24 protein-coding genes are annotated in these 24601 nt (G+C 70.5%); 12 read left to right on the plus strand and 12 right to left on the minus strand.

All coding sequences use genetic code 11. The annotated features are described in order from the left end of the window. From ACWFR3_RS13375 to ACWFR3_RS13385, 3 genes are read right to left on the minus strand one after another with little or no spacing between them, the layout of a single operon-like run. The gene (locus ACWFR3_RS13375; RefSeq protein ID WP_453734678.1) at positions 1–813 is read right to left on the minus strand and encodes a GNAT family N-acetyltransferase; all 813 of its coding nucleotides are present in this window, start codon (positions 811–813) and stop codon (positions 1–3) included. Beyond that, positions 810–1901 carry a M20 family metallopeptidase gene (locus ACWFR3_RS13380; protein WP_453734761.1) on the minus strand — a complete coding sequence of 364 codons (1092 nt, stop codon included), beginning with the start codon at positions 1899–1901 and terminating at the stop codon, positions 810–812. Before ACWFR3_RS13380 ends, ACWFR3_RS13375 begins: the two co-directional genes overlap by 4 nt. 41 nt (positions 1902–1942) lie before the next feature. Further along, entirely contained in the window at positions 1943–2980 is a 1038-nt protein-coding gene (locus tag ACWFR3_RS13385; RefSeq protein WP_453734679.1) for a dipeptidase, read from the minus strand. Positions 2981–3217: 237 nt separating this feature from the next. On the opposite strand from ACWFR3_RS13385, the gene ACWFR3_RS13390 reads away from it, so the two are divergent. Beyond that, on the plus strand, positions 3218–4270 hold the full coding sequence (locus tag ACWFR3_RS13390) for an NAD(P)/FAD-dependent oxidoreductase (RefSeq protein WP_453734680.1): 1053 nt from the start codon (positions 3218–3220) through the stop codon (positions 4268–4270). A gap of 56 nt (positions 4271–4326) precedes the next feature. Here the strand turns inward: ACWFR3_RS13390 and ACWFR3_RS13395 are convergent, their stop codons facing one another. From ACWFR3_RS13395 to ACWFR3_RS13405, 3 genes are all read right to left on the minus strand, one after another. Then, positions 4327–4980 (minus strand): hypothetical protein, encoded by a 654-nt coding sequence (locus ACWFR3_RS13395; RefSeq protein WP_453734681.1) that lies wholly within the window; start codon positions 4978–4980, stop codon positions 4327–4329. Positions 4981–4983: 3 nt separating this feature from the next. Continuing rightward, entirely contained in the window at positions 4984–6450 is a 1467-nt protein-coding gene (locus tag ACWFR3_RS13400) for an alpha/beta hydrolase (RefSeq protein ID WP_453734682.1), read from the minus strand. A 216-nt stretch (positions 6451–6666) separates the two neighbouring features. Beyond that, positions 6667–6933: a hypothetical protein gene (locus ACWFR3_RS13405; RefSeq protein ID WP_453734683.1), complete on the minus strand. Its 267-nt coding sequence runs from the start codon at positions 6931–6933 to the stop codon at positions 6667–6669. Between the two features lie 227 nt (positions 6934–7160). Here ACWFR3_RS13405 and ACWFR3_RS13410 point away from each other — a divergent pair, with 227 nt between their 5' ends. The 6 genes from ACWFR3_RS13410 to ACWFR3_RS13435 all read left to right on the plus strand — a co-directional run bounded on the left by ACWFR3_RS13410 (position 7161) and on the right by ACWFR3_RS13435 (position 12607). Continuing rightward, positions 7161–8342 (plus strand): sensor histidine kinase, encoded by a 1182-nt coding sequence (locus tag ACWFR3_RS13410; protein WP_453734684.1) that lies wholly within the window; start codon positions 7161–7163, stop codon positions 8340–8342. Further along, positions 8343–9020 (plus strand): response regulator transcription factor, encoded by a 678-nt coding sequence (locus ACWFR3_RS13415; RefSeq protein WP_453734685.1) that lies wholly within the window; start codon positions 8343–8345, stop codon positions 9018–9020. It begins immediately after the preceding gene. Positions 9021–9056: 36 nt separating this feature from the next. After that, on the plus strand, positions 9057–9950 hold the full coding sequence (locus tag ACWFR3_RS13420) for an NAD-dependent protein deacetylase (protein ID WP_453734686.1): 894 nt from the start codon (positions 9057–9059) through the stop codon (positions 9948–9950). Between the two features lie 203 nt (positions 9951–10153). After that, positions 10154–10978 (plus strand): PP2C family protein-serine/threonine phosphatase, encoded by an 825-nt coding sequence (locus ACWFR3_RS13425; RefSeq protein ID WP_453734687.1) that lies wholly within the window; start codon positions 10154–10156, stop codon positions 10976–10978. Positions 10979–11103: 125 nt separating this feature from the next. After that, positions 11104–12132: an MASE1 domain-containing protein gene (locus ACWFR3_RS13430; RefSeq protein ID WP_453734688.1), complete on the plus strand. Its 1029-nt coding sequence runs from the start codon at positions 11104–11106 to the stop codon at positions 12130–12132. Between the two features lie 94 nt (positions 12133–12226). Next, positions 12227–12607 (plus strand): hypothetical protein, encoded by a 381-nt coding sequence (locus tag ACWFR3_RS13435; protein WP_453734689.1) that lies wholly within the window; start codon positions 12227–12229, stop codon positions 12605–12607. Positions 12608–12665: 58 nt separating this feature from the next. Here ACWFR3_RS13435 and ACWFR3_RS13440 read toward each other — a convergent pair whose 3' ends face one another. The 4 genes from ACWFR3_RS13440 to ACWFR3_RS13455 form a co-directional block, all read right to left on the minus strand. Further along, positions 12666–13043, minus strand: a complete 378-nt coding sequence (locus ACWFR3_RS13440) for an STAS domain-containing protein (RefSeq protein WP_453734690.1) — start codon at positions 13041–13043, stop codon at positions 12666–12668. Positions 13044–13269: 226 nt separating this feature from the next. Next, positions 13270–13806, minus strand: a complete 537-nt coding sequence (locus ACWFR3_RS13445) for a hypothetical protein (protein ID WP_453734691.1) — start codon at positions 13804–13806, stop codon at positions 13270–13272. A gap of 234 nt (positions 13807–14040) precedes the next feature. Next, entirely contained in the window at positions 14041–14502 is a 462-nt protein-coding gene (locus ACWFR3_RS13450) for a hypothetical protein (RefSeq protein ID WP_453734692.1), read from the minus strand. A 121-nt stretch (positions 14503–14623) separates the two neighbouring features. Then, the gene (locus tag ACWFR3_RS13455) at positions 14624–15568 is read right to left on the minus strand and encodes an SDR family oxidoreductase (protein WP_453734693.1); all 945 of its coding nucleotides are present in this window, start codon (positions 15566–15568) and stop codon (positions 14624–14626) included. Positions 15569–15758: 190 nt separating this feature from the next. Here ACWFR3_RS13455 and ACWFR3_RS13460 point away from each other — a divergent pair, with 190 nt between their 5' ends. Together ACWFR3_RS13460 and ACWFR3_RS13465 are read left to right on the plus strand one after the other, a co-directional pair. After that, on the plus strand, positions 15759–16598 hold the full coding sequence (locus tag ACWFR3_RS13460; RefSeq protein ID WP_453734762.1) for a helix-turn-helix transcriptional regulator: 840 nt from the start codon (positions 15759–15761) through the stop codon (positions 16596–16598). A gap of 98 nt (positions 16599–16696) precedes the next feature. Beyond that, positions 16697–17026, plus strand: coding sequence for a nucleoside triphosphate pyrophosphohydrolase (locus ACWFR3_RS13465; RefSeq protein WP_453734694.1), 330 nt, complete (start codon positions 16697–16699; stop codon positions 17024–17026). A 161-nt stretch (positions 17027–17187) separates the two neighbouring features. Here ACWFR3_RS13465 and ACWFR3_RS13470 read toward each other — a convergent pair whose 3' ends face one another. Beyond that, a complete protein-coding gene (locus tag ACWFR3_RS13470; protein WP_453734695.1) occupies positions 17188–18021 on the minus strand; it encodes a PIG-L family deacetylase in 834 nt (277 codons plus the stop codon). A gap of 120 nt (positions 18022–18141) precedes the next feature. Next, on the minus strand, positions 18142–19092 hold the full coding sequence (locus tag ACWFR3_RS13475; protein WP_453734696.1) for a GlxA family transcriptional regulator: 951 nt from the start codon (positions 19090–19092) through the stop codon (positions 18142–18144). A gap of 71 nt (positions 19093–19163) precedes the next feature. Here ACWFR3_RS13475 and ACWFR3_RS13480 point away from each other — a divergent pair, with 71 nt between their 5' ends. The 3 genes from ACWFR3_RS13480 to ACWFR3_RS13490 all read left to right on the plus strand — a co-directional run bounded on the left by ACWFR3_RS13480 (position 19164) and on the right by ACWFR3_RS13490 (position 24583). Further along, a complete protein-coding gene (locus ACWFR3_RS13480) occupies positions 19164–20003 on the plus strand; it encodes an alpha/beta fold hydrolase (RefSeq protein ID WP_453734697.1) in 840 nt (279 codons plus the stop codon). A gap of 315 nt (positions 20004–20318) precedes the next feature. Further along, positions 20319–24242: a SpoIIE family protein phosphatase gene (locus tag ACWFR3_RS13485; RefSeq protein WP_453734698.1), complete on the plus strand. Its 3924-nt coding sequence runs from the start codon at positions 20319–20321 to the stop codon at positions 24240–24242. Continuing rightward, positions 24239–24583: an STAS domain-containing protein gene (locus ACWFR3_RS13490; protein ID WP_453734699.1), complete on the plus strand. Its 345-nt coding sequence runs from the start codon at positions 24239–24241 to the stop codon at positions 24581–24583. Before ACWFR3_RS13485 ends, ACWFR3_RS13490 begins: the two co-directional genes overlap by 4 nt. The last annotated feature ends 18 nt before the right edge of the window (positions 24584–24601 follow it).

A 24601-nucleotide genomic window follows, 5' to 3' on the forward strand; every position in this document is an offset into this window, starting at 1 on the left:
TCACGTGGTGGTGTCGCGCGTGACGACGTAGGACGTGCGGTCGTGGAAGCCGGTGACGCGGGCGCCCTCGGCGAGGAGAGTGCCAAGCACCTCGCGCATCGCCAGGCGCCATGCCTTGGCCGCGGCCGGGTCGGTGCGGCGCAGCCCTTCGATGTCGGGGGGAACCTCGACCAGCAATGTCGCGGCGTCGCTGCGTCCGATGACGGGCCAACTGTCGCGTACCGCCAGCGCGGTAGCAGCGTCGTCGGGGACCGTCACGGGCAGGGTGCGCGACGCCGCTGCGGCGAGGGCCGCGGGATCGTTCAGTTCCCAGGCGATGAGCGCCCGGTCCGTGTCGTCGCCGCCGTTGATCTCGTCGTCCATCGGCCCGTAGAAACTGGTGAGGTATTCCACCGGGCGTCCGCCGAGCTTGGTCAGGTTGAAGTGGGCGTTGCGCCGTACCAGCGGATCGTAGGTCCAGGTGATCCGGCGAAGGCCGCGCTCCAGGGCCCACTCGCGCTGGTGGAGTTTGAGGGCCAGGCCCGCCTGGTGGCGGGGGAGCGCACCGGTGACGTGCGAGTGCAGGGCCTCGCCGGCGGGCGCGGCGAAGAAGGCGACGGAGGCGCCGACCAGCTGACCGCCGTCGAAGGCTCCGGCGACGTAGTTGCCCGCGTGGGAGAGCGCCCGCATCTGTTCGACGCCCATGGGCGAGCTGCCGGGGGCACTGCCCCAGATCTTCTCGAAGAGGGTGTTGGCACCCTCCAGTTCGTGCAGATCGTGCAGTTCCCGTACGACGAGATCGCGCGGCATCTGTCGTCCCTCGGGAGTGTTCATCGGGCGACCTCCTGGACGAGGGCGGCCAACAGCCGGGCGCGGGGGACCATTTCGGCCACGATCACATGCTCGTGGTCGGCGTGTGCGCCGCCGCCGACGGCACCCAGACCGTCCAGGGTGGGGCAGCCGAGGCCGGCGGTGAAGTTCCCGTCGGAGGCCCCGCCGACCGCCGCTGATGACAGCCGGCCAAGACCCAGTTCCCGAGCGAGCACGTCGGCCCGGGCGAACAGGTCGGCGGAGGATGTTTCCTCCAGTGGCGGCCGGTTGGGGCCGCCGCGGATCTCCACCCGCGCGCCGGGCAGCGTGCTCTTCATGTCGCGCATCGCGGTGTCCACCCACTCCTGCGCCTTGAGGGAGGGGACGCGGACGTCCACGTTGACGGTGGCGCCGGCGGGCACCGTATTGTTCGTCGTCCCGGCCTGGAGCACGGTGGGCACGACGGTGGTGTGCCAGCCCGCGCGGGCCTCGGCGTTGGCCTGGTCCGCGAGCGAGTCCAGGGCGAGGATCAGATGGGCCGCCTCGATCGCCGCGTTGATGCCCTTGTCGGGCTCCAGACCGGAGTGCGCCGCCTTGCCGTGCACCACCAGCTCATAGGCGGAGGTGCCCTTGCGCGCGGTCTTCAGCGCCCCGCCGTCCGCCGACGCCTCCAGCACGAACGTGGCCGCACAGTGCCGTGCGCTCTCCTCGATCAGCGCCTGCGAAGTTTCCGAGCCGACTTCCTCGTCCCCGGTCACCAGGACGCACACACCCTCCAGCGAGGGCAGCGAGGCCAGGGCGTGGAACATCTGAACCAGACCGGCCTTCATGTCGAAGATGCCCGGGCCGCGCGCGATGCCGTCGGTCACCGACCAGGGGTGCGTGGCCAGCGAGCCCATCGGCCACACCGTGTCGTGATGACCGAGCAGCAGCACCCGGGGCGTGCCGAAGGTCCAGCGCAGGTGTGTGACTCCGTCGATGACCAGGCGTTCGGGCTCGGCGCCCAGGTGGCGGGCGCCCTGCGCGGCCACCACGTCCGCGCTGCGCGTCACCGCGTCCAGGTCGGCGGAGAAGGACTCGCACACCACGAGTTCTTCGAGGTCCGCGAGCATCGCGGGCAGATGAATCGCCGGCCTGTCCGGCATCGCGGCGCTCACTTGGCCCTCCCCAGCTGCTCGCGAAACAGCCGCTGGACGTTGCCGCCCAGGACCGCGCGGATCGTGCTCTCGTCCAGCCCGCGCTTGAGCAGCGCCTGCGTCAGTGCGGGCAGCTCGGCGGGTCCCTCCAGACCCGGCAGTGAGGTGTCCAGGGCGATCCCGCCGTACTCGCCGCCGTCGCAGCACGGCGGCGTGATGTCCGCGGCGACCTCCCTAATGAAGTCCGGGCCGATGCCCACGTGCTCGGTGCCGACCAGTTCGATGACGTGCTCGATGTGATCGACGATCCGGTCGATGGTCTGCTGCTCCCGTTCCGCGGCGAGAAAGGCGGGGAAGAAGTTGACGCAGACGACGCCGCCGGTGGCCGCGACGCCCCTGATCTGCTCATCGGTCAGATTGCGATGGTGGTCGCACAGTGCGCGCGCCGCGGAGTGCGAGGCGATCAGCGGCCGGGTCGCGAGCTCCAGCACGTGCGCCACACCGGCCGCCCCCAGGTGGGAGATGTCGAAGACGACGCCCAGATGCTCCAGCTCGGCCAGTGCCTTGACGCCGTCGCTGGTCAGTCTGGAACCGGTCGCGTCCTGGCCGCTGCCGTCGCCGAGCGCGGAACGCCCCCAGTGGGCGATCGACACCATGCGCACCCCCAGACGGTGCAGCGTGCGAAACAGCTCCACGTCCGCGTCGACACCGGGCGCGCTCTCCAGGGCGAGCACCAGGGCGATCCGGCCCTCCGCCAGCGCGGCATCGACCTCGTCCCCGTCCCGGCACAGGCGTACGTCCTCGGGGTTGCCCTCGGCGAGCGCGTGTGCGCACTCGATCATCCGCAGGGTGCGGCGCAGCGCCCCTTCGGGCCGGAACTGGTCGTCCACGAACACCGGCAGGACCTGGATGTTCACCCCGCCCTCCCGCAGCTGCGGAAGCCACCGCTCGCGGAAGAACTCCGCCCACCGGTGCGGCGGCCGCTCCACCACCGACATGAGCAGGTCATTGTGCGTGTCGGCGACGACCGCGCGCTGGTGCAGATCTTCGGTCACCTTCGACTCCTCCTCGGATACATGACTGTGACGCTAGGCGAGAGCAGAGAGCCGGGGTTCGTCTGCGCGTACCAATTTCGTCCGCACTCTCCGTATCGCGGGACGACTGCTCCGGCAGGCTGCGTCCCTGGCGTCCGGGCGCCGCGCAATTACGTTGCGGGCAAGCCCCGGCAAGCGGACCCTGCTGGAACGGGCGCGAGCCCGGCCCGAAGTCGTCGCCGAGCCCGAGAGGAACCCATGCCAGGGGTCGTTGTCGTCGGTGCGGGAATCGTCGGTTCCTCGGTGGCCTACCACCTGGCACGCCAGGGCGTGCCCGTGACGCTGCTCGACCAGGGTCCGGCACCGGCTACGGGGGTGACGGGCGACTCCTTCGCCTGGATCAGTGACTGCGGACGGGACTGGCCCGGCGGAGCCCGGGACTTGCGCGGATCCGTGCTCGCGGACCACCGGCGCCTGGAGAGCGAGCTGCCCGACGTCGCTGTCCGCTGGACAGGCTCGCTGACCCGGACCGACGCCCGGGCCACGCGCGACGCACCGTTGGAACCCGGCCGGTTCCGGGTGGGAAGAGATGACATCGCGGCGCTGGAGCCACACTGGCTGAACCCTCCCGACCAGGCCGTCCATGCTCCGGGCGACGGAGGCGTCGACCCGATCGCACTGACCCGCGCGCTTGTGAACGCCGCTCGCGTCCACGGAGCAACGGTGGTCCACAACTCGGTTGTGACGTCGCTGCGGATGACGGGTGAACGCGTCGAGGGCGTATGGTCCTCCACCGGATTCCACGCCGCATCGACGGTGGTGCTCGCCGCCGGGACCGGCATTCCCCACCTGTGCGAGCCCTTGCTGCCGGATCTGTCCGTTGCCGCGTCGCCGGCCTGCCTGGTGCGGCTCACGGCACCAGCGGGCCTGGTCAAGACCATCGTGGCCGGCCGGGATTTCGAGGTCAGGGAGGTCCGTGACGGTGAGCTCCTCCTGGTGGCCCCATGGGGCGCGGACAGGCCGACGGCATCACCCGAGCAGGCTGCGCGAGACGCGCTGCGCCGCTTGCAGGACGTCTTCGGCGAAAGCGCGGGCTGCCGCCTGCTGGGCAGCCGCATCGGCATCCGGCCGATGCCTGCTCAGGGTCCGGTCATTGGATACATGACAAAAGATCGATCCGTCTACGTCGCCGTGATGCACTCGGCAGTGACCTTGGCGCCGACGGCCGGGCGGCTTGTCGCGGACGAGATCGTGACCGGGAAACCTCCCGCGGAACTGCGACGCTGCCGCCCCGGCGCCCCAACGCGCTGAGACCCGTTGAAACCCTGGGCCCGTGAAACGGCCGTCGAGACCGCTGCGCCAGAGGGTCAGCCCGCCCCGCCGTCGAGCAGCCAGTGGTGACGCAGCCGCAGTGCCCGCTCCGTGCTGGCCATCGCGGCACCGAGCCCGACCGCGATGTTGCCCCAGACCGGCAGACGCACGGGAGAGGTGAAAGTCCCCACGCGCCGGGCGATGGGCTCCGCCTCCGTGACCGCTGCGGCGAATTGGCAGAGGAGGAGGGCCAGCGCGATGACGAGCACGACCGACGAGAGGAGGCCGATCAGACGGCTCAGCGCGGGGTGCGCGTCCTCGAAATGCGCGCGGCGGCCCTCCGCGGAGTCGCGATCCGGGGTGAGTTGGTGCTCGGTCCCCTTGGCGGTGACGTAGTGGCAGCGCTTGAGCCCGAAGCCGCTCCCTTTCACTTCGACGCTGCCGCCCGGGACGGGGAAGAACGCAGGGAGCCTGGACCGGGCGTGCTGCCTGCCGTCGCGGTACAGGTGGGCTTCGACCACGCCGGTCGACTTGTTCCCCGCATGCCTGACGTCGACGGCGTAGACCGTCTGGAAGCCCTCGTCGTTGGTGAGCCGGAGATAGAACAGTGCGCGGAAGGTCAGCTGCCACCAGCGGAAACGCTTCAGTGCTCGCCCGTCCCCCGGCTTGGCCCGCTGCGCGGCCCGACGGCGCCGCATCTCGTCCAGCATGTCTCAGCCCTTCCGCTCTTCGTCGGGCTCGGCCGCGCAGGCGAGGTCGCGCGCCGGGCGCTGCCCATCGGTCAGGAACGCCGTCGCCGCGTCGTTCGCGCACGTGTTGCGGCCGATGGGATAGACGCCGTGACCGCCCTGGTCGGCGGTCACCATCGTGGCCCGCTTCCCGAACGCGCGCCGCAACTCCCTGGCCCCGGCCAGCGGAGTTCCCGGGTCGCGTTCGTTCTGCACCATGAGCACGTTCGACGGGCCCCGGTCACCGATGCGCACCGGCTTTTCGACCCGCTCCTGCGGCCAGAACGCGCACGGTCCGATGCCGGCCGTGGACCCGCCCAGCATCGGGTGCTTCACGCGGTCGACCGCGACATTGCGCTGGTACTCCCGGACGGTGTCCGGCCAGCGTGTGTCACCGCAGATGACGTAGAAGCGTGCGGCCATGGAGTTCTCCATGTCTGGCAGCGGCGGCACGGGAGGCAGCGGCCGGTCCGTGTCGAGGGCCTGCCAGAACTCGGCCATCTGGGGCATGAGCCCATCTGCGTAGAGGCGTTCGAACGTAAACCCGCGGAAGGCCGTCCCGTCGACGCCCCGGACCGGCTTCGCGTCCAACCGCCGTGCCAGATCGAAGAACTTCGCGGTCACCTGCCGCGGCGTGGTGCCAAGACCGTACTGCGGGTGCGCGGCCGCGAACGCCGCGAAGTCCGGGAACCGGTCGTCCATCCCGCGGGCGAAGCGCCGCATGGCCGTGACGTCGTAACCGCCGGCCCCCAGGTTGCTGTCGAGCACGATCCGGTCGCTGCGCCGCGGGAACAACGTGGTGTACACCGCGCCGAGTTGGGTGCCGTAGGAATGGCCGAGGTACGAGATCTTCGGCGCGCCCAGCGCCGCCCGGATGCGGTCCATGTCCCGTGCGGTGTTCGCGGTGGTGGTGTGGGGCAGCATCCATGCCGTTCGCGAGGTGGCGCACTGCCGGGCGATGGCCCGCGCGTTGCCCGCCTCCCGCGCGACGTCGGCGGCGGTGTGGGCGTACGGCGCGAAGTTGCCGCGTGCCTGCTGTGCGGGCGTCAGATCGCAGGTCACCGGGGTGCTGCGGCCGACGCCTCGCGGGTCGAAGCCGATCACGTCGTAGGAGTCGAGGACCTTGCGCGGCAGCCCGGCGCCGGCGAGAACGGCCGGATAGTCCAGCCCCGCGCCGCCGGGGCCGCCCGGATCGGTCAGCAGCACGCCACGGCGCTGTGAGGGCTTCTCGCTGGCAAGACGGGAGATCGCCAGCTCTATCTGACGGCCGTTTGGATCCTGGTAGTCCAGGGGGACTTGGAGCGTCGCGCACTCAAGGCGAGGCGCGGAGACGTCCTTGGGGCAGGGGCCCCACCGCACGGAGTCCGGGGCCGTCGCCGATGACACTCCCGGCACGGCGGTCGCCGCTGCCATCGTGGTGGTGACGAGGGCGAGGGACAGGGATCTGCGCATCTGATGTCCTCCTGAAAGTCTCATGGGGGGTGCCGGGGCACGACGTCGCACGGGGGTGCCGGGGCACGACGTCGCACGGGGGTGCCGGGGCACGACGTCGCAGGGGGGGGCCGGGGCCCGACTCGGAGTGCCGCCGGCTCGGCCTTCTCTTGCGGGAACGCCTCGGACCGGTCGTGCCGAGCAGCAGGTCCCTCGTTTCGGATCGGGTCAGGCCGCTCAGGGGCTGCGGAATCCTCCCGCCTCACGGCCCGGTGGGGCATCCGATTCCCGGCGGGTATGTGCCCAGCCGCCGCACACCGCCGCGACGAGCGCGAGGCACCCCAGCAGCACCAGCTGGTTGGTGCGGCCACCGGGGACCCAGCCGACCATGCCCCACAGCAACTCGGTGTCCTGGCGGAGCAAACCGCGGATCACCGCCTGGGCGGCCAGGGCGGTGATTGCCATACCGCCCGCCTCAAGAGCCGGGAAGCCGGCCTTGCGCATCGCGTCCCTCCCTCACCTGTCCCGTCCGTCGCCGACCCCGTCGGCCTGGCACGTGAACGAGTCTGGCCGCGCGGCGGATCAGGCACATCAACCCGGTGGCCCGCACCGTCTTCGACTCCGGGCGAGAGCGTCTTGGACCCCCGGCGAGGCGGTCATTGGACTTTGGTCTAGGACGCCTCAGCCCCGGGGCTGACTTGCCGGCCGCACCGATTGGCGACAATGGCCGGGTGAACATGGACGTCGCGCCACGGCTCGGGTGGTGGCAGCAGACCTGGCGGCTGGTGGCAGCCGCGTCAGTGGGCATCCCGGCCTGGCTCTATACCGGTGTGCTGCTGCACTGGCAGGGGGACGAGACGGGCCTCTGGTTCCGCGTCGGAGACCCGCTGGTGGCTCTGGGCTGCCTGACGGCGCTGCTGTGGCGAAGGCGCTTCCCGCTGGCCGTCGCCATGACGGTCGCCATCGCCTCGACCGCGTCGGCACTGGCCGCAGGCGCCGCGCTCGCCGCGCTGGCCTCCATCGCCACCCGTCGCCGGCCGGTGGAGATCGGGGTCGTCGTACTGGCCTACGTGGCCGCGGCGCAGTTCGCCGTCGGCGTCTACCCGGTCGAGAGCCCGCCCGGCACGTGGTGGATCCAGCTGACCATGCCGGCACTGACCGCCGGTATCGCGGTGGCCATCGGCATGGCCATCGGCGCGCGCCGCGTCGAAGTGCGGTCCTTGCGGGAGCGCGCGGAGAGCGCGGAGCGCGAACAGAGCGCACGAGCGGCGCAGACACGCGCCCAGGAACGCAACCGCATCGCCCGCGAGATGCACGACGTACTGGCGCACCGGATCTCCCTGGTCGCCATGCAGGCCGGAGTGCTCGATCACCGCACGGACCTCAGCGCCGACGAGAACCGTGTGCTGGTCCGCGGCATCGCCGAGGGCTCCCACCAAGCCCTGGAAGAACTCCGGGACGTCCTGGGCGTGCTCAGGGCGGAACCGGACCAGCCGGAACCACCACAGCCCTCCCTGGACCGGATCCCCGACCTCGTGGCCGACGCCCGCTCGTCCGGCCTGGACGTCACGCTCACCACCACCGTGCGGGAATCACCGTCCGACGTCGTCGGACGAACCTGTTACCGGGTGGTCCAGGAGGGACTGACCAACGCCGCCAAGCACGCTCCGGGCGCACCCGTGCACGTCACTCTGGCAGGGTCAGCGGGCGGCCGACTCGACGTCAGCGTCCGCAATGCCCCGGCCACCACAAGAACCGCGCAACGACCGGCATCGGGCTTCGGCCTGCTGGGCCTCACCGAACGCGTCGGCCTCGCCGGCGGAACACTCGACCACCACCCCACACCCGGCCACGGCTACCTCCTCACCGCGCAACTGCCCTGGCCGAACCCCACCCACGAAAAGAGAGCATGAGTGGACAGCGAACGCCCACCGGTGCGTGTGGTCATCGTCGACGACGAAGAGCTGGTGCGCATGGCCCTGCGGCTGGTCATCGACGGCGAACCGGACCTGATCGTCGTAGCCGAGGCGGCCGACGGGAATGCCGCGATCACCGTGGTGGACGAGCAGCGGCCGGACGTCGTGCTGATGGACGTGCGGATGCCCGTACGGGACGGTCTCAGCGCGACCCGTGAGCTGCTCACCCGCGCGGCGCCGCCCCGGGTGCTCATGCTGACGACCTTCGACTCCGATGACCTGGTGCTCGGCGCACTGCGCGCCGGAGCACTCGGATTCGTCCTCAAGGACACCCGACCTGCGCAGATCCTGGACGCGGTACGCACCGTCGCGGACGGCGAGGCCGTGCTGTCCCCAGCGGCCGCGGCACGGGTGATCGCCGCCGCCACCGGGCCGCAGTCCGCCCACGTCCGCCAATCGTCCCGCGACGCCGCACGGGACAAGCTGTCCGCACTGACCGAACGGGAACGCGAAACGGCCCGGGCCATCGCGGACGGTCTGGGCAACCCGGAGATCGCACAGCGGCTGCGCATCAGCATCGCGACCGTAAAGGCCCACACCAGCGCCCTGTTCGCCAAGCTGGCGGTGGACAACCGGGTCCAGATCGCGCTCCTGGTGCGTGACGCGGACGAATGACTCGTACGCGGGCGCCCGAAACGTAAGCTGGCACGTATGCGGACGCGACCCACGCTGACCTGGGAGCCCACCGGCGGCCTGCTGCCGGCCTCTACCGACCTCACGGCTGTCGTCGAGGCGCTGCGCGGCGGCGGGGTCGCGGTGCTGAGCGGAGCCGGCCTTTCCACCGAGTCAGGCATCCCGGACTACCGGGGAGAGCACGGCTCCCTGCGCCGGCACACCCCCATGACGTACCAGGAATTCGTCGGCGCCGAGCAGGCACGCCGGCGGTACTGGGCGCGCAGCCAGCTGGGCTGGCGGGCCATGACGCGAGCGAGTCCGAACGCCGGTCACCGGGCCGTGACCGCCCTGGCCGAAGCCGGGCGCGTCACCGGTGTGATCACACAGAACGTCGACGGGCTGCAACAGGCGGCCGGAACCCGCGACGTCATCGAACTCCACGGGAGCCTGAACCGGGTGATCTGCCTGGCCTGCGGGCGAGGCAGCGCCCGTGCGGAACTCGACCAACGGCTGCGGGAAGCCAATCCGGGCTTCGAGGCCGCCGCCGAGCGCTACCGTGCGGCGCGGGTCAACCCGGACGGCGACGTGGAACTGCCCGACGAGGCGGTGCGCGACTTCAAGGTGGTGGCGTGCTCGGCCTGTGGCCACGGGCCCCTCAAACCGGACGTCGTCTTCTTCGGCGAGAACGTGCCCTTGGAGCGGGTCGCTGCGTGCAGGCACCTCGTCGACCAGGCCGCCGCCCTGCTCGTGCTCGGCTCATCCCTCACCGTCATGTCCGGGCTGCGGTTCGTGCGCCAGGCGGCGCAGTCCGGCAAACCCGTCCTGATCGTCAACCAGGGCGCGACCCGGGGCGACCGCTGGGCCACCGAGCGCGTCGACCTGCCCCTGGGGGAGGCGTTGCCTGCCCTGGTCGCACAGGTGTGCCCCTGAGGTTGCTGTGCGCGGTAGCAGCCGTGGCACCGGCATCCCGCCTGCCCGCTCCGGCAGCGGCGCAGACGTCCGGGGAGAAGCGAGAGGGTGCGCCCGCCGTCATCTGAGGGCAGACTTGACCGCGACGTTGTGCCAGTGGTGGTGCACGAGGCGGAAGACAGCTGAACTGAACGCGGGGTGCTCTCGCGGAACCGGGGCGATCGATGTTCCGTACGCAGACCGCCGACGACGGTGACGAGCTGCTTGCCAGGCTCGGGGCCCTGACGGCCCGGGCCCGCGAGCTCGCGGAGATGCAGCGCTCCCGGGTCGAGCTGGCCGTGGCACTGCAGCGCGGCATGCTGCCCCACGACCTTCCCCAGCCCGCGGGCGTCCGGCTGGCCGTGGGCTACATGCCCGCCAACCACGGGCTCAACGTCGGGGGCGACTGGTATGACGCCTTCACCCTGCCCGACGGCCGCATCGGCCTGTCCATCGGCGACGTGCAGGGGCACAACATCAAGGCCGCCGCGTTCATGGGGCAGGTCCGGGTGGCACTGCGGGCGCTGGCCTCCGTCGCGGGTGACCCGGGGGAACTGCTCGCGCGCACCAACGATCTCCTGGTCTCTTTGGGTGCGGACCTCTTCGCGACGTGCACGTTCCTCCGGCTCGATCCGGCCACCGGCGTCCTGGAATGCGCCCGGGCCGGCCACATCCCCCACATCTGGGCCACCGCCGACGGACGCTCGGGCATCGACGAGGGAGAGTGCGGCCCTCCGCTCGGCGTGCTCGAAGGCGCCGAGTACCCGGTGGTGTGCCACCGGCTCACGACGGACGGTGTCGTCGTGCTGCTGACCGACGGAGTGGTGGAAGGTCCGTCGCTGAGTCTCGACGAAGGACTGCGGCGGGTGATGCGCCTCGCCGAGATCACTACCGCTGCCGGTCTGGGCATCAACTCTCTGGCCAGCGGCGTCATGCGGCTGGCGGACACGGTGGGGCACGAGGACGATGCCGCCGTCCTCATCCTCGGCCACGACACCGGCGCCCTGTAGCGGCATCCACCGCCTACCTGCGGACACTGCAGAGGGGAGAAGAGCCCCCGCAGTGCGGGGAGGGCTCGGCCCCGGGCGGCGGCCTTCGCGTGGCCGAAGTGGTCCGCACGGTGTCTGATGGCTCTGTGTTGGTGACTCGGCGGTTCCGGCTGTCCTGGGAGGTAGTCCTCAAGACACTGGCCGTGGCCGTCTGCTACTACGTGGCCGGGCGCCTGGGCCTGTTCGGTCGGCTCACCGTCGAAGGCGTGGTCGTCACGCCCATTTGGCCGCCCACCGGCGTCGCCGTGGCCGCACTGCTTGTCTACGGGGTGGCCATCTGGCCCGGGATCGCCGTCGGCTCCTTCTTCCTCATCATGTCCCTCACCACTCCCCAGCTCTCCACCATGGTGACCGTGGCGGGCAACACCGTAGGACCGCTCTGCGCCTATCTGATGCTGCGACGGACCGGTTTCCGGGTCGGTATCTCCCGTCTGCGCGATGGTCTGGCCCTGGTCTTCCTCGGCGGGCTCGGAGCCATGCTGATCAGCGCCACGGCGGGGGTCGGGCTCCAGGTGCTGACGGGCCGGCTGGACACGGTGGAGTTCTGGTCCGTGTGGCTGGCCTGGTGGGTGGGCGACGCGATGGGTGTCCTGCTGGTCACGCCGCTCCTGCTTGTGCTGGTGGGAGCCACCGGGCCACTGCGACTGAGGCGCTGGAAAGAGATGCTGTTCCTGGGCCTCGCGACCTTGATCGTCGTACCTCTGGCCGTGCTCGGCAGTTTGAGCCTGCTCTTCCTCGTCTTCCCGCTGCTCATCTGGGTGGCGCTGCGCTTCCAGCTGGCGGGGAGCATGTTGTGCGCGCTGTTCTCATCGGTCCTGACCACATTCGAGGCCAGTGAGCAGCAAGGCGCCTTCCTCAACCTTTCGGCCATCGAGGTCATGACCAAACTCCAGGCGTTCAACGGCGCCACCGCACTGACGGCGCTCCTGCTGTCGGCCATGGTCGCCGAACAGCGCGCCACCCGACGCTCGGTGCAGAACGCCTGCAAGGAGCTCGCCGAGGTCCTGGAACATCTGGCCGCGGGGGAGACCCCGCCCGAAGTGTCCGCCAGCCATGTCGCGGGCCTCCGCGGCGACGACACGGCACCGGCGCTGGACCGCCACCGGGAGGGGTAAGCGGTTCTCGAGGCAGGCGGGCACCGGGACGCGCTGCCCGTTTCCTGACTGCCGGGCCGGCGGCGTTGTCCGACCCCATCGGTATGTTCGGTCCATGAGCGTTTCCCTCTACTACTGCGCGGACCGGGCGAAGGCGTTGACCGCGGCTGAAACAGCCGCCGTCGAGCGCATCGTCGCCGCCCGCACGGCGTCCTTCCCGTACCCGGATGAGGAGGGCCTGTTCCTGTACGACAGCGGTGACGCGCCGGACGAGATCGTTGCAGGGTCCACCAAGCTGCCCCTGGCCCCCGGCCGGGTACTACCGGTGAACGCCCACACCCTGGACTCGGTGACCGAGTTGCGCCGTGCTGTGCCGGGAGCGCAGTGGCGCGTGCACATGGACGATCTCGATGTCCCGTGGGACGAGGAGGCGGGCTACGCGCTGCCGGGGATGCGTGATGCGGACCTCGCGGCCGAGCTGGAGCATCTCTGGTAATCACGCCTGCCTGAGCGTCGCCTGCGCTGCCCGGGCGGATCCGGAAGGGCGGATCGCCTCAGGGAAGTGCGGTGTGGTTGGTGGCGGCGGTGTTGAGCAGCGTGTGCAGTTGCTGCTCTCCCTGTTCGCGGGTGTCGGCCAGGGGCAGGACGTTGACGGCGCCGGTGAGGTCGAGCAGGCGTTGGATGGCCGTGTGGAAGGGGCCGGTCAGGACGAGGGGGCGTTGTGCCTGTTCGTGCTCGGCTTTCGTCTGCAGGATCAGACCGAGCAGAGTGCTGTCGGCGAAGGTGAGCGCGGCCAGGTCGAGCAGGGTGGCGTCTGTGCCGCCGTGGGTCAGGGCGCGGCGGAAGGTCTCTGTGACGGCGTCCGCGCGCTGCAGATCGATCTCGCTGCGCAGTGTGACCGCGATGATCCGTCCCTGCGGACGGAGTTCCATAGTGTTGTCGAGGGGAAACATTTTCCGACCCTGTCATATCTACGCCCGGGCGCGCAGGGGACACTGCAATTCCTGCGGGCCCGGCCGTGATTGGACCGGCAGGCCGCATCGTCGCGTCGGTCTCTTCGCCCAGTACGAGTCACTGGGGCCTACTTCTGACTGTTTGCCCGATTGGCCGCGGGGCGGCCTTCGCTACGCAGCGGCACTTGGCTGCTTCCCCGGTACGTCAGTCCTCCTCCGCACTGGACAGGGCGTCGCTGATCAAGCGGGTGGCGGAGTCGGGGTCATCTGTGATCCGGTTGATGTGCTCCGCGAGCAGGAAGGCGGTGACCTCCAAGGGGGTCATCTCCGCCTCGGTCCAGTCTCCGTACTGCCTGCGCCACAAGTTGGGGCTCAGACCGGTGCCCGCGGCGATGACGAGGCCGGCCATGGTGGGGATGGTCTCGGGGCGCATGCTCTTGGGCATCATGCGCATCGTGGCCACAAGGTTGGGCACCACGTACTCGATGACGTCCTTGTCGTGCTCCTCGTGGGTCTGCCGCAGCCAGGTCATGAACATATAGATGAGGGTGCAGGCGCCGTCCAGCAGGTCACGGACTCCCTGAGCGCCCAGTGACCTGGCGAACTGGTCCATCAGCAACTGTTGTTCGGGGCTGGTCTCGGTCCTGCCGTCGTGGACGCCTTTGAGCCGGGAATCGATGATCATCAGTGCTGTGCCCACATCACCGACGGGAGCGTGCTCGGGGTCGCAGGGCGATGACACAGGACTCCTCCTCAGGCGGCCGCGACGGGCAGCGGCGGCGCATCTGAACAGTAGACGGCCGACGCCAGGGGCCTCCGGCGAATCCCGATGACCGCCCGGACATATTCCCCTGGTCGAACACTCCGTCGGGCGCAGTGGGTCAGTGCCCGCAGCCCGGACGTCAGGGCGGGGCGGTCGCCCTGCCTGGGAGGCGTGCTGACGGGACCCGGCGCAGAGCTCGTCCGCTTGAGCCCCTCAACACCACCGCGAGCCGGCGCGGTCGGCGATGATCTCCACGTGGAGCCGGTCGTCGTCCGGTCCCTCGACCGTGAGGTAGGCGGTTGTGCCTCCCACCGGCTTGGTGAAGCACCCGGGTACCACCTTGCCCTTCTTCGTGGTCCGTGGCTGCCAGCCATCAGCCCGGGCGGTTGTCCCGTAGAACCGAAGAGCACTCTCGGGCGCATCACCGTGCCGGTATTGCGTCCCCACGACCACGAATCGATCGTCGTCGTCGCATTCCCGGTACCGATCCTTGCGGTCCGCTCCATCCGGCCCTGAGTCCAGTACTGCCTCGCCGGCCAGCACCTCGGCGAGCCGGTCTTCTTCCTCACCACAGCCGTAGGTGGTCAGGAAGTAGGCAACGGGCAACCCCACCAGCAACAGTCCCGACGCCACCACGACGGCGGCGGGTCGAATGCCTGCTCTGACTATGCGCATAGTGCGGAAAGTTAGCGCACTGCTGTGCAGGTCCGGAGCAGCGTGCGCACGGTAGGACAGACCGGAGTCCACCCGCCCCGGCATGCTCAGTGGGATAGCGGCCGGGCAGGCGTCGGGCTGCTCAACTGTCGGGGAAGTGAACCTTCGTGAGTTCTTCGGAGGCCTGCCAGATGCGCCGGGCTTCCTCGGTACTGCGAAGGCGCGAGTAGAGCTTCTGCTCGCCGGGAGGGCCGCCGATGTGCCCGGGTCCGCGAGGCCCGTAGAACCCGCCCCGCTTGGCGTCGGGCGAGGTGGCGGCGTAGAGGGCGGGCAGCTGCGCGGTGTGGACGGTCCCCACGAGGATGCCGCGGGCGGACAGAGCCCGGATCATGCGCACGCTCCTGGTGTCCTGGCTGCGCCCGACCTCGGGACGGGCGGCGAGCAGGCTCGTCGGAGCGACCCCGGGATGGGAGAGATTGCTTGTGATGCCCCAGCCGTTGCGCTGGCTGCGCCGGTCGAGTTCAAGGCCGAAGAGCCCGAACGCGATCTTCGACTGGCTGTAGGCCTTCATGCCGTCGTAGGAGCGATTCCAGTTCAGGTCGTCCCAGTTGATGGCGCCCTGATTCGCCGCGACGCTGACCTGTGAGGTCACGCGCGCCTGGCCGGCGCGCAGCAGCGGCAGCAGATGGGCCACGAGGGCGAAATGACCGAGGTGATTGGTGCCGAACTGCAGCTCGAACCCGTCGGCCGTTGACTGCCGGTCGGGCGGCGTCATGACACCGGCGTTGTTGATGAGGATGTGGATTGGCCGGTCCTCCTCCACCAGGGCCCGGCCGAGGGCGGCGACGGAGGCGAGCGAGGACAGGTCGAGCTCGCGCAGTGACACGTTCGCGCCGGGGGCCGTCTGCCGGATCGCGGTGATCGCCGCCTCGCCCTTGCGGGGGTTGCGAACGGGCAGGACCACTTCGGCCCCGGCCGCGGCGAGCCGTGTGGCGAGGCCGAGCCCGATGCCGTCGCTTGCCCCGGTGACGACGGCGCGCCTGCCGGACAGGTCAGGGAGGGTGATGTCGATCGGCTTGCGTGGCATGTGCCCACTCCCGGGTTGTGTCGTTGTCTCCGCCGTCGTGGCGGACGGCGGTACGTCACTGAGCCTCGGACGGCGCCGCAGTGGCCGCAACCGTTGAAGGGGGGATTGATGATCCGTGGATGTCGGGGTGCGCGGGCGGTAGAAATGGAGGATCCAAGGGGGAGCGGGCACGGTGACGGAGGCACGTACGGTGATCGATCGGACCGGCCTTGCGGAGTTCCTCCGGCGTCGCCGCGAGTCGCTGCAACCCCGGGACGTCGGCCTCCCGCGTGGACGGCGTCGCAGGACGACCGGGCTGCGGCGGGAGGAGGTGGCCGCGCTGTGCCACATGTCGACCGACTACTACGCGCGGTTGGAGCGGGAGCGGGGACCCCATCCGTCCGAGCAGATGATCGCCTCCATCGCGCAGGGACTCCACCTCTCCCTCGATGAGCGCGATCACCTGTTCCGGCTCGCCGGACACACCGCGCCCCCGCGTGGCGCGGACAGCGAGCACATCAGCCCCGGCCTGCTGCGCATCCTCGACCGCCTGCACGACACTCCCGCCGAGATCGTCACGGAGCTCGGCGAGACGCTGCGCCAGACCCCGCTCGGCGTCGCGCTCACCGGCGACACGACCGACTACAGCGGCCCGGCCCGCAGTATCGGCTACCGCTGGTTCACCGACCCCGCCACGCGACAGCTCTATGCCCCCGAGGAGCATGCGTTCCTCACCCGCATGTTCGTCTCGGGTCTGCGCGGGGTGGCCACTCTCAGGGGCCCCGGCTCCCGTGCGGCCCAGTACGCCGACCTGTTGCTCGCGCACAGCCCGGAGTTCCGTGAGGTGTGGAACGACCACGAGGTCGGCATCCGCCCTCACGAGGTGAAGCACTTCATCCACCCCGAGGTCGGCGCACTGGAGCTGACCTGCCAGACGCTGCTCGATCCGAACCAGCCGCATTTCCTGCTCGTCTACACCGCCGTCCCCGGCAGTGAGAGCTACGAGAAGTTGCAGTTGCTGTCCGTCATAGGAGCGCAGGCGCTGCGCTAGAGGGCGACGGATCTTTCTCTAGGATGCGTCGGCACAGGGGGCGGCATCCGGCGGCATCCGGTGACCGCCTCACGGCGAGAGGCGTGGGAGAGCATTCCGTGGACGGCTGCAGTAAGCCAGGCAAGTTGGTGCGGGACCGGATTCCGCAGATCATCCGGGAGGGCGGGGGAGAGCCGGTCATCTACACGGCGGGTCCGGCGGAGTACCGCGACAGGCTGCGGGACAAGCTCGGAGAGGAGGTCGCGGAGTTCCTGGCGGCGGACGAGGAATCGGCGGCCGAGGAACTGGCGGACGTGCTGGAGGTCGTGCGCGCGCTCGCCGCGGACCTGGGGATCGACGCGGCCGGTCTTGAGAAGATCCGCGAAGCCAAGGCGGGGGAGCGGGGCGGCTTCGCCGACGGGATCGTGTGGACGGGAAATCGTCGTTGAAGATCAGCACCGGTCCGGGTCGCGGTCCGGTCGGTGCCGGGGTGTCTGCAGCAGGCGATCAGGACGTCCATGAGGTTCCCGCCGGTGCGGCGAACCTTGGCTCGCTGCACCGGCGGTAGATCAGGGACTCGAGACCGTCAGCTCACTGTCGGACGGGCGGCTCAGCGCAGACCGGCGAAGAGATCGGTTTCGGGTACGGGCGCGCCGGTGGCGTCCTGGACACGTACGAAGGTCTCCATGCCCATGAACTCGCCGAACCTCTCCTTGCCCATCTTGAGGAAGAAGATGTTCTCGCCCTGGCTGGCGTGTGCGGCCAGCGCGTCGAATTTCTGACCGCTGAACGCGGTGGTGTCCACCCAGGTGGTGATCTCGTCGTCGGGGAGACCGATCTCGGCCATCGCGGCGGTCTCGGCGGGGTCCGGCTCCGGCATGTCCGGATGGAACTCGCGCATGATCTCACCGAAGCGCTGCATCCCCGAGCGGGGCATCGTCGTCCAGTACACCTTCGGTGTCAGCTCGGTCATCTCCAGCGCCGCCATCGTGATGCGGTGGGCCTGGATGTGGTCGGGGTGGCCGTAGAAGCCGTTCTCGTCGTACGTGACGACCACATCGGGGCGGTAGTGCCGCATGAGTTCCGCCAGGCGGGCGGCGCCCTCCTCTACGGGGGTCTGCCAGAAGGAATTGGGGGCGTCGTTGCTCGGCCAGCCGATCATCCCGGAGTCCGCATAGTCCAGCATCTCCAGATCGCTGATCTTGAGGACCTCACAGCTCTCCTGCAGCTCTTGACGGCGCATCAGGGCGACGGCTGCCGGATCGTGCGCGGGATCGTCGGGCTTGATGCCTCCCGGCCCGTCACCGCAGCCGCCGTCGGTACACGTCACCAGAACCGTGCGGATGCCTTCCGCCGCGTACTGCGCGAGGACCCCTCCGGTTCCGGTGGCCTCGTCGTCGGGGTGGGCGTGCACGGCCATCAGCGTCAAGGGTCGGTCGGGCATGAAAGAGTCCTCCGTCAGAAATATGTCTTGGTCGTTCTTCGATCAATGCAACAGTGCTGGCCGGACCGTCTGTTCCCGTCCCGCACGGCTCCCCGGGCACCTCGGGCCACCGGGCGATGCTCAGGTCTGGCCGAAGGTGCGTCGGTAGGCGCCGGGTGTGGTGCCCAGATGCTCCCGGAAGCGGCGGCGCAGGTTGAGCGCCGAGGCGAGTCCGACCCGGTGGGCGATGGTTTCGACGGGCAGGTCGGTCTGCTCCAGCAGGGCCCGGGCCGCGTCGAGACGCTGGGCGAGCAGCCACTGGCCGGGGCTGGTGCCGAGCTGGCGGGTGAAGCGCCGTGCGAGGGTCCGGCCGGAGAGACCGGCGTGTGCGGCGAGGCGGTCGAGGGTCAGCGGGGTGTCGAGCCGGGCGGCGGCCCAGTCCAGCAGGGGGGCCAGTGACGCGTCGGCCCTGGCCGGTGCGAGCGGTGCGGCGTACTGGAGCTGGCTGCCCTCGCGGTGGGGTGGCAGGACCATGTTCCGGGCGATCCGGGCGGCGTAGGCCGCGCCGTGGTCGCGGCGCACCAGGTGCAGGCACAGGTCGATGCCCGCGCCGGTTCCGGCGCTGGTCGCCACGTCGCCGTGGTCGACGAAAAGCACGTCCTCGTCCACCTGTACGGCGGGGAAGGCGGCGGCGAGGCGGGCGGTGCTGCGCCAGTGGGTGGTGGCACGGCGGCCGTCGAGCAGCCCGGCCTCGGCGAGGACGAAAGCGCCCGTGCAGATGGCCACGATCCTCGCCCCGCGCTGGTGGGCGGCCCGCAGCGCCCGGGTGACGGTCGAAGGCACCGGCGTGCCGTGCGCCTGCCAGCCGGGGACGATCACGGTGTCCGCCTGCCGGAGGGCCGTCAGATCCGCGTCGGCGAGCATCGTGAACCCGGCGGTGGTCGGCAGCCGGCCGGGCTGCTCGGCGCAGACCCGGAAGCTGTAGCGGGCCGGTGCACCCTGCGGGGCGGCGGTGAAGACCTCGGCGGCTGTGGCGAGCTCGAAGGGCGACTGGGGCGGGGTGAGGAGGGCCACGACCCGGTGAAGGGGCATGGCAAGAATGTACCTGAGGGTGTCTTTCCGGACTCTCGGCTGCGGGGCCGGCCCCCGGTCACAGTGGTCCCATGAGTGAATCCACCGAAGCGGAAGTGGTGCGCGGCGCGGTCCGGGTCGACGGCGAATGGGCCAGCTACCTGACCGTGGAGCAGGACGGTCCGGCCGTACTGCTGCTGCACGGGACGTACTGGAGCCGGGTCTGGCTGCCGGTGATGGGCCGCCTGGCCGAGGCGGGGCTGCGGCCCGTCGCGGTCGATCTCCCCGGGCTGGGGCGCTCGGGAGGCGAGCTCACCGCGGAAGCGGCCACGGTCCCGGTGCTGGCGGACTGGGTGGCGCGCTTCGCGTCCGCGCTGGAGATCTCCGGGGCGGTCGCCGTGGCGGGCCACGACATCGGCGGTGCCATCGCCCAGCACCTGCTCGTCCACGACCGGCTGGAGGTGTCCCGGCTGGCCCTGGTCAACTCCGTCACCTATGACTCCTGGCCCGCGCCCCACGTGGCCCGCTTCCGGAATCAGGGCGGCGCCCGGCAGGCCGGCGCCGACGATGTCCTGGCCGCCCGCCGGCAGGCGGTGACCAACGCGCTGGCCGGTGCCGCCACCGAGCAGCGGATCGCGGACTACCTGGACCCGTGGACCGATCCGCGGGTGCGCCGCTCCTGGCAGGCGCTGGCCGGCGCGGCCGACAGTCGCTTCACCCTCGATCTCCTTCCCGCGCTGCGGCGCTCCACGGTGCCCAAGTTGCTGCTGTGGGGCGAGGACGACGCCTTCGAGAGGGTGGAGTACGCCGAGCGGTTCGCGGCGGAGGTCCCGCACACCGCACTCATCCGTATCCCGGGCGCGGACCACATCCCGACGGAGAACGCGCCCGGCCGGATCGGCGCCGCGCTCGCCGACTTCTTCACGGCGTAGAAGTGCACGGCCCGTGACACACCCCGCGCGGCGCGGGCGACGCCTTGGCACCCGCGGTGCGGGCGAGGCCTTGGCACCTCGTCCACGGCGCGCGAGCAGCGCGGGTCGCGGGCCCGGACGCAGCGGTCGCACGCAGTGGCGGCGCGCGCGCCTTCACCGAAATGTGTTCGCCGGCCCCCCTGTCTGCGGCGCCGGGGTCCGGGCAGTATGGAGGGGGCGGCGTCCTACTTCTACGCAGAGGTCAGGTGGTGGCCATGGGGGTGCCTGCGGCTGCGTCGAGGGCGTCAGCGGGGCGCGACGTGAAGGTGTTGCGTGATGGCCCCTGAGCTTCCCCCTGATCTGGCCACGGCCGCTCTGCTCGGCGGTGAGATGGGGCGGCGGTTCGCCGCCTACGACTGGGGCTCCCATCCGCTCGGCCCTCCGTCCACATGGTCCGACGAGCTGCGTGCCGCGGTCGCGGTGGGGCTGACGTCGCGGTTCCCGATCGTGCTGTGGCTGGGGGCCGAGGACCTGTTCCTCATCTACAACGACGCCTATATGACCGGCCCCTTGGGAGAGAAACACCCTGCGGCGTTCGCCGAGAGGGGCCGCGACGTGTGGTGGGACATCTGGGAGCCCATCGCCCCCATGCTCGCCGGCGTCATCGAGACGGGAGTGGCGACCTGGTCCGACGACCTGATGCTGCCGATCGTCACCGCGGGCCAGGCGCAGGAGCGCTACTTCACGTTCAGCTACGGCCCGATCATCACTACGGCGGGGGCTGTGGACGGCGTGTTCTGCGCGGTCACCGAGACCACGGAGCGGGTGCTCGGACAGCGGCGGCTGAACATCCTGAACACCGTGGGTTCGGCACTGATGGAGGCCCGCACGGTTCAGGGCGCTGCCCGTGCGGCAGTAGCGGCCTGTGCGGCGCACGAGCGGGATCTGCCGTTCTTTGCCGTGTACGGAGAGGGTTCTGGCGCGCACGAGGGTGGCTTCAGTCAGTGCACGCCCCGCGTGGCCGGGCTGATGCCCCCTTCTCTGCAAGCCCTGCTGCCTCCCGCGTCGGCAGAGTCGCCCGGGTCGGAGATGCTGCTGGTGACGGGCCTGGGCAGGTTGCTTCCGTCGCTGGCGTCGGTCTTCGACGCCGGGTTGTGCCCGCAGCAGGCCCTGGCGCTGCCCGTATCCGATTCGGCGCAGGGCGCGCCGATGGGGGCCGTGGTGATCGGTCTCAATCCGCGCCAGCCGCTGGACGACCAGTACCGGGGGTTCTGCCGGTTGCTCGCGGATCAGATGTCGGCGGCGTTCGCCACGGCGAGTTCCTATCAGCGCGAGCGGGAACGCGCCGACCTCCTGGCCGAACTCGACCGGGCGAAGACGGTGTTCCTGACCAATGTCAGCCACGAGTTCCGAACCCCCCTGACCCTGCTGCTGGGGCCACTGGACGACGCTCTGGCGCAGACACCCGGTGAGTCGGCGCAGGCGGCGCGCCTGCACACGGCCCGCCGCAACGCACAGCGGCTGTTGCGCCTGGTCAACTCCCTGCTGGATTTCTCGCGGGCCGAGGCAGGAAGGGCCGCCCCGGTGCGGACCCTGGTCGACCTGGGCTCGCTGACCGCGCAGATCGCCTCCTCCTTCACGGAGTTGTGCGAGCAGGCGGGAGTCGAGCTGGTCCTCAGGTGCGACGACCACGTGATCGCGGACGTCGATGTCGGCATGTGGGAAACGGTGATGCTCAACCTGCTGTCCAACGCCGTCAAGTTCACCTTCGCCGGAGCCATCACGGTGGAGGTGGCCCGGGACGATGAGGCCGTCCGTGTCACGGTCAGCGACACCGGCACCGGGATCGCCGGGGCAGACATCGGCAACCTGTTCGACCGGTTCTACCGGGCGGGCAACACCCGCGGCCGCAGCGTCGAAGGCAGCGGCATCGGGCTCTCCCTCGTACGCGGTCTGGTGGAGCTGCACGAGGGGTCGGTGGACCTGGTCAGTGAGGTCGACGCCGGCACCACCGTGACCGTCCGCCTCCCGCCGGTCCCGGAGGACGAGCGCACGATCCGCGGCGTCACCGAGTTGCCGGCACCGCGACCCGACAGCGACAACCCCTTCGTCGCCGAAGCGTTGCAATGGCTCGGCCTCGACCATGAGTTGACCGAGAACGAGTTGACCGAAAGTCCCGCTGATCCCACCGCGGACGGGCCACGGGGCCTGGTCCTCATCGCCGATGACAACGCCGACATGCGCGCACACCTGCGTCGTATCGTGTCGGCCCGCTGGGACACCGTCGTTTTCGCCGACGGGGCGGCGGCCCTGGCCGGTGCCCGACAGCACCATCCCGACCTCATCGTGACCGACGTGATGATGCCCGCCCTGGACGGGTTCGAGTTGGTCACCGCGCTGCGCGCCGATCCACGACTGGGCTCGATTCCCGTCCTGATGCTCTCCGCCCGGGCCGGAGAGGAAGCCGCCGCCGAGGGGTTCGCCAGCGGCGCCGACGACTACCTGCCCAAACCGTTCCGCTCCGCGGACCTGCTGGACCGCATCGCCGCGCGCATCACCGCCGCCGAACGCGAACGCGCCGAACGCGAGCGCAACAAGGAACAGACCCAGCAGGCCACGGAGCGGGCCGAGCTCTCCGGGCGGCTGAGCGCGGCCACCTCGATCGAGGACATCCTCCATGCGCTGCTGGCCTCCCCGGGCAGCTCACTGAAGGCAGGCGCCGCCGCCATCGCGCTGCCGGACCGCGAGCTCGCCCAGACCCGCATCCACTACGCCGGCGGGGTGCCGACCGAACTGCGCGATCGCTACCACACCGTCGCGCCCGACGCCCCGATCCCCCTCACCGACGTGATCAGCTCGGGCGAGCCGATGATTGTTCCCGACACGGCCGGGGCCGGCGCGCGCTACCGGGTCGTGGCCCACGACGCGGAAGGCAGTGTCCGCGCCGCACTCATCCACCCGTTGAAGGATCCGGCCGGATCCGTCCAGGGGGCGGTGGCGCTCCTGTGGCCCGAACCCCGCCCCTTCGGCCCCGCCGAAGTGGAAACGTTCACCGGGATCGTCGCAACGCTCTGGACGGCGGTCGACCGCGTGCGCATCGCGCAGCGCGAGCACCGCATCGCCACCGACTTCCAAGAGCAGCTCCTGGACCTGGACCGGCGCTCTCCCGCCGCCGTGGTGTCGGCCCTGTATGAGCCCGCGGCCGAATCCATGCGGGTGGGCGGGGACTGGTATCTGGTCATCCCGCTGGACGACCCGGCGTGTGTCGCGGTCTCGGTCGGCGATGTCGTCGGTCACGGGCTGCCCGCCGCGACCGTGATGAGCAAGCTGCGCAGCGCGACCACCGTGTCGGCCCTGTCCGCCGCGGACCCCCGCCGCGTGCTCGGGCTCCTGCAGAAATACGCGTCCTCCGTACCGGGCGCCGCCTGCTCCACCGTCGGGTATGCCGTGATCGACGCCCGGGCGCACACCATCAGCTACGCCTGCGCCGGCCATCCCTACCCCTTGGTGGTCCCGCCCACCGGCGCTCCCCGGTACCTCGAACACGGCCGGTGCGCGCCCCTGGCCGCATCCGCCTCCCACGAAGTCGGCCCCGCGGACGTCATCGACTTCCCCTCGGGCTCCCTGCTCATCATGTACACCGACGGGCTCATCGAACGGCGGGGGGAGTCGCTGGACGCGGGGTTCGCCCGACTCGCTGCCGCCGCCGGCCAATGCCGTGACCTGCCCGTCGGGTCGATCGGAGCAGAACTGCTCAGATCCCTCTCGCCGCAGGGCGGGTATACCGATGACGTCGCCGTGCTCGCCCTGCGACCGACGGGAACCACTCCGCGCAGTTTTGTGACCGCCGTCCCTGCGGCCTTTGCGCACATGGCGGACCTGCGCCACCGCCTCCGGACGTGGATCAGTGAGCTGGGCATGCCCGAGACGCTCCAGTACGACCTGCTGCTGGCGGTCGGTGAGGCAGTGGGCAACGCCATCGAGCACGGCAGTGCGTCGAACGCGGCGAACAGCATCTCCGTCGAAGCCTTCGCCGATGAGGAGATGGTCTCGACGACTGTCTCGGACGCCGGGCGCTGGAGCGGTGATTCCTCGGCCAGCCGCCGGGAGGCCAGCCGGGGGCGCGGCCTCACGCTGATCAACGGACTCAGCGAACATGTCCGGACCGTCCGCTCGAGCACGGGGACACGCGTCACCATGCGCCACCGGCGAGGTGCCGCTCCGCCGGGGGATCCCACATCCAGGGGAGCAACCCCATGATCGCGTCTGTGTACGCCTTGTGCGCCGCCCCCGCGGACGGAGAGAGCAGCGACGACACCCTCGTCGTCAAGGTCACCGGCGAGATCGACACCACCAACGCCGACGCCTTCGCCGCGGAGGTCGGTGAGTTGCCCGGCCCGCGTCCCCTCGTGCTCGACCTGAGCAACGTGCTCTATCTCGACAGCGCCGGTTTCGCCGTCCTCGACCGGCTGATCTCGCGGCAGACGGTTCGTATCGTCATCTCGCCCGGAAGCCGGACCCACACGGCGGCAACGCTCTTGAGCATCCCCCACTACGCCGCTGTGGATCTGGCCGTGGCCGCCGCCGAACATCGGGCCTGAGCGGCCTGAGCGGCCTGA

Source organism: Streptomyces sp. NPDC055189 (assembly GCF_053606765.1).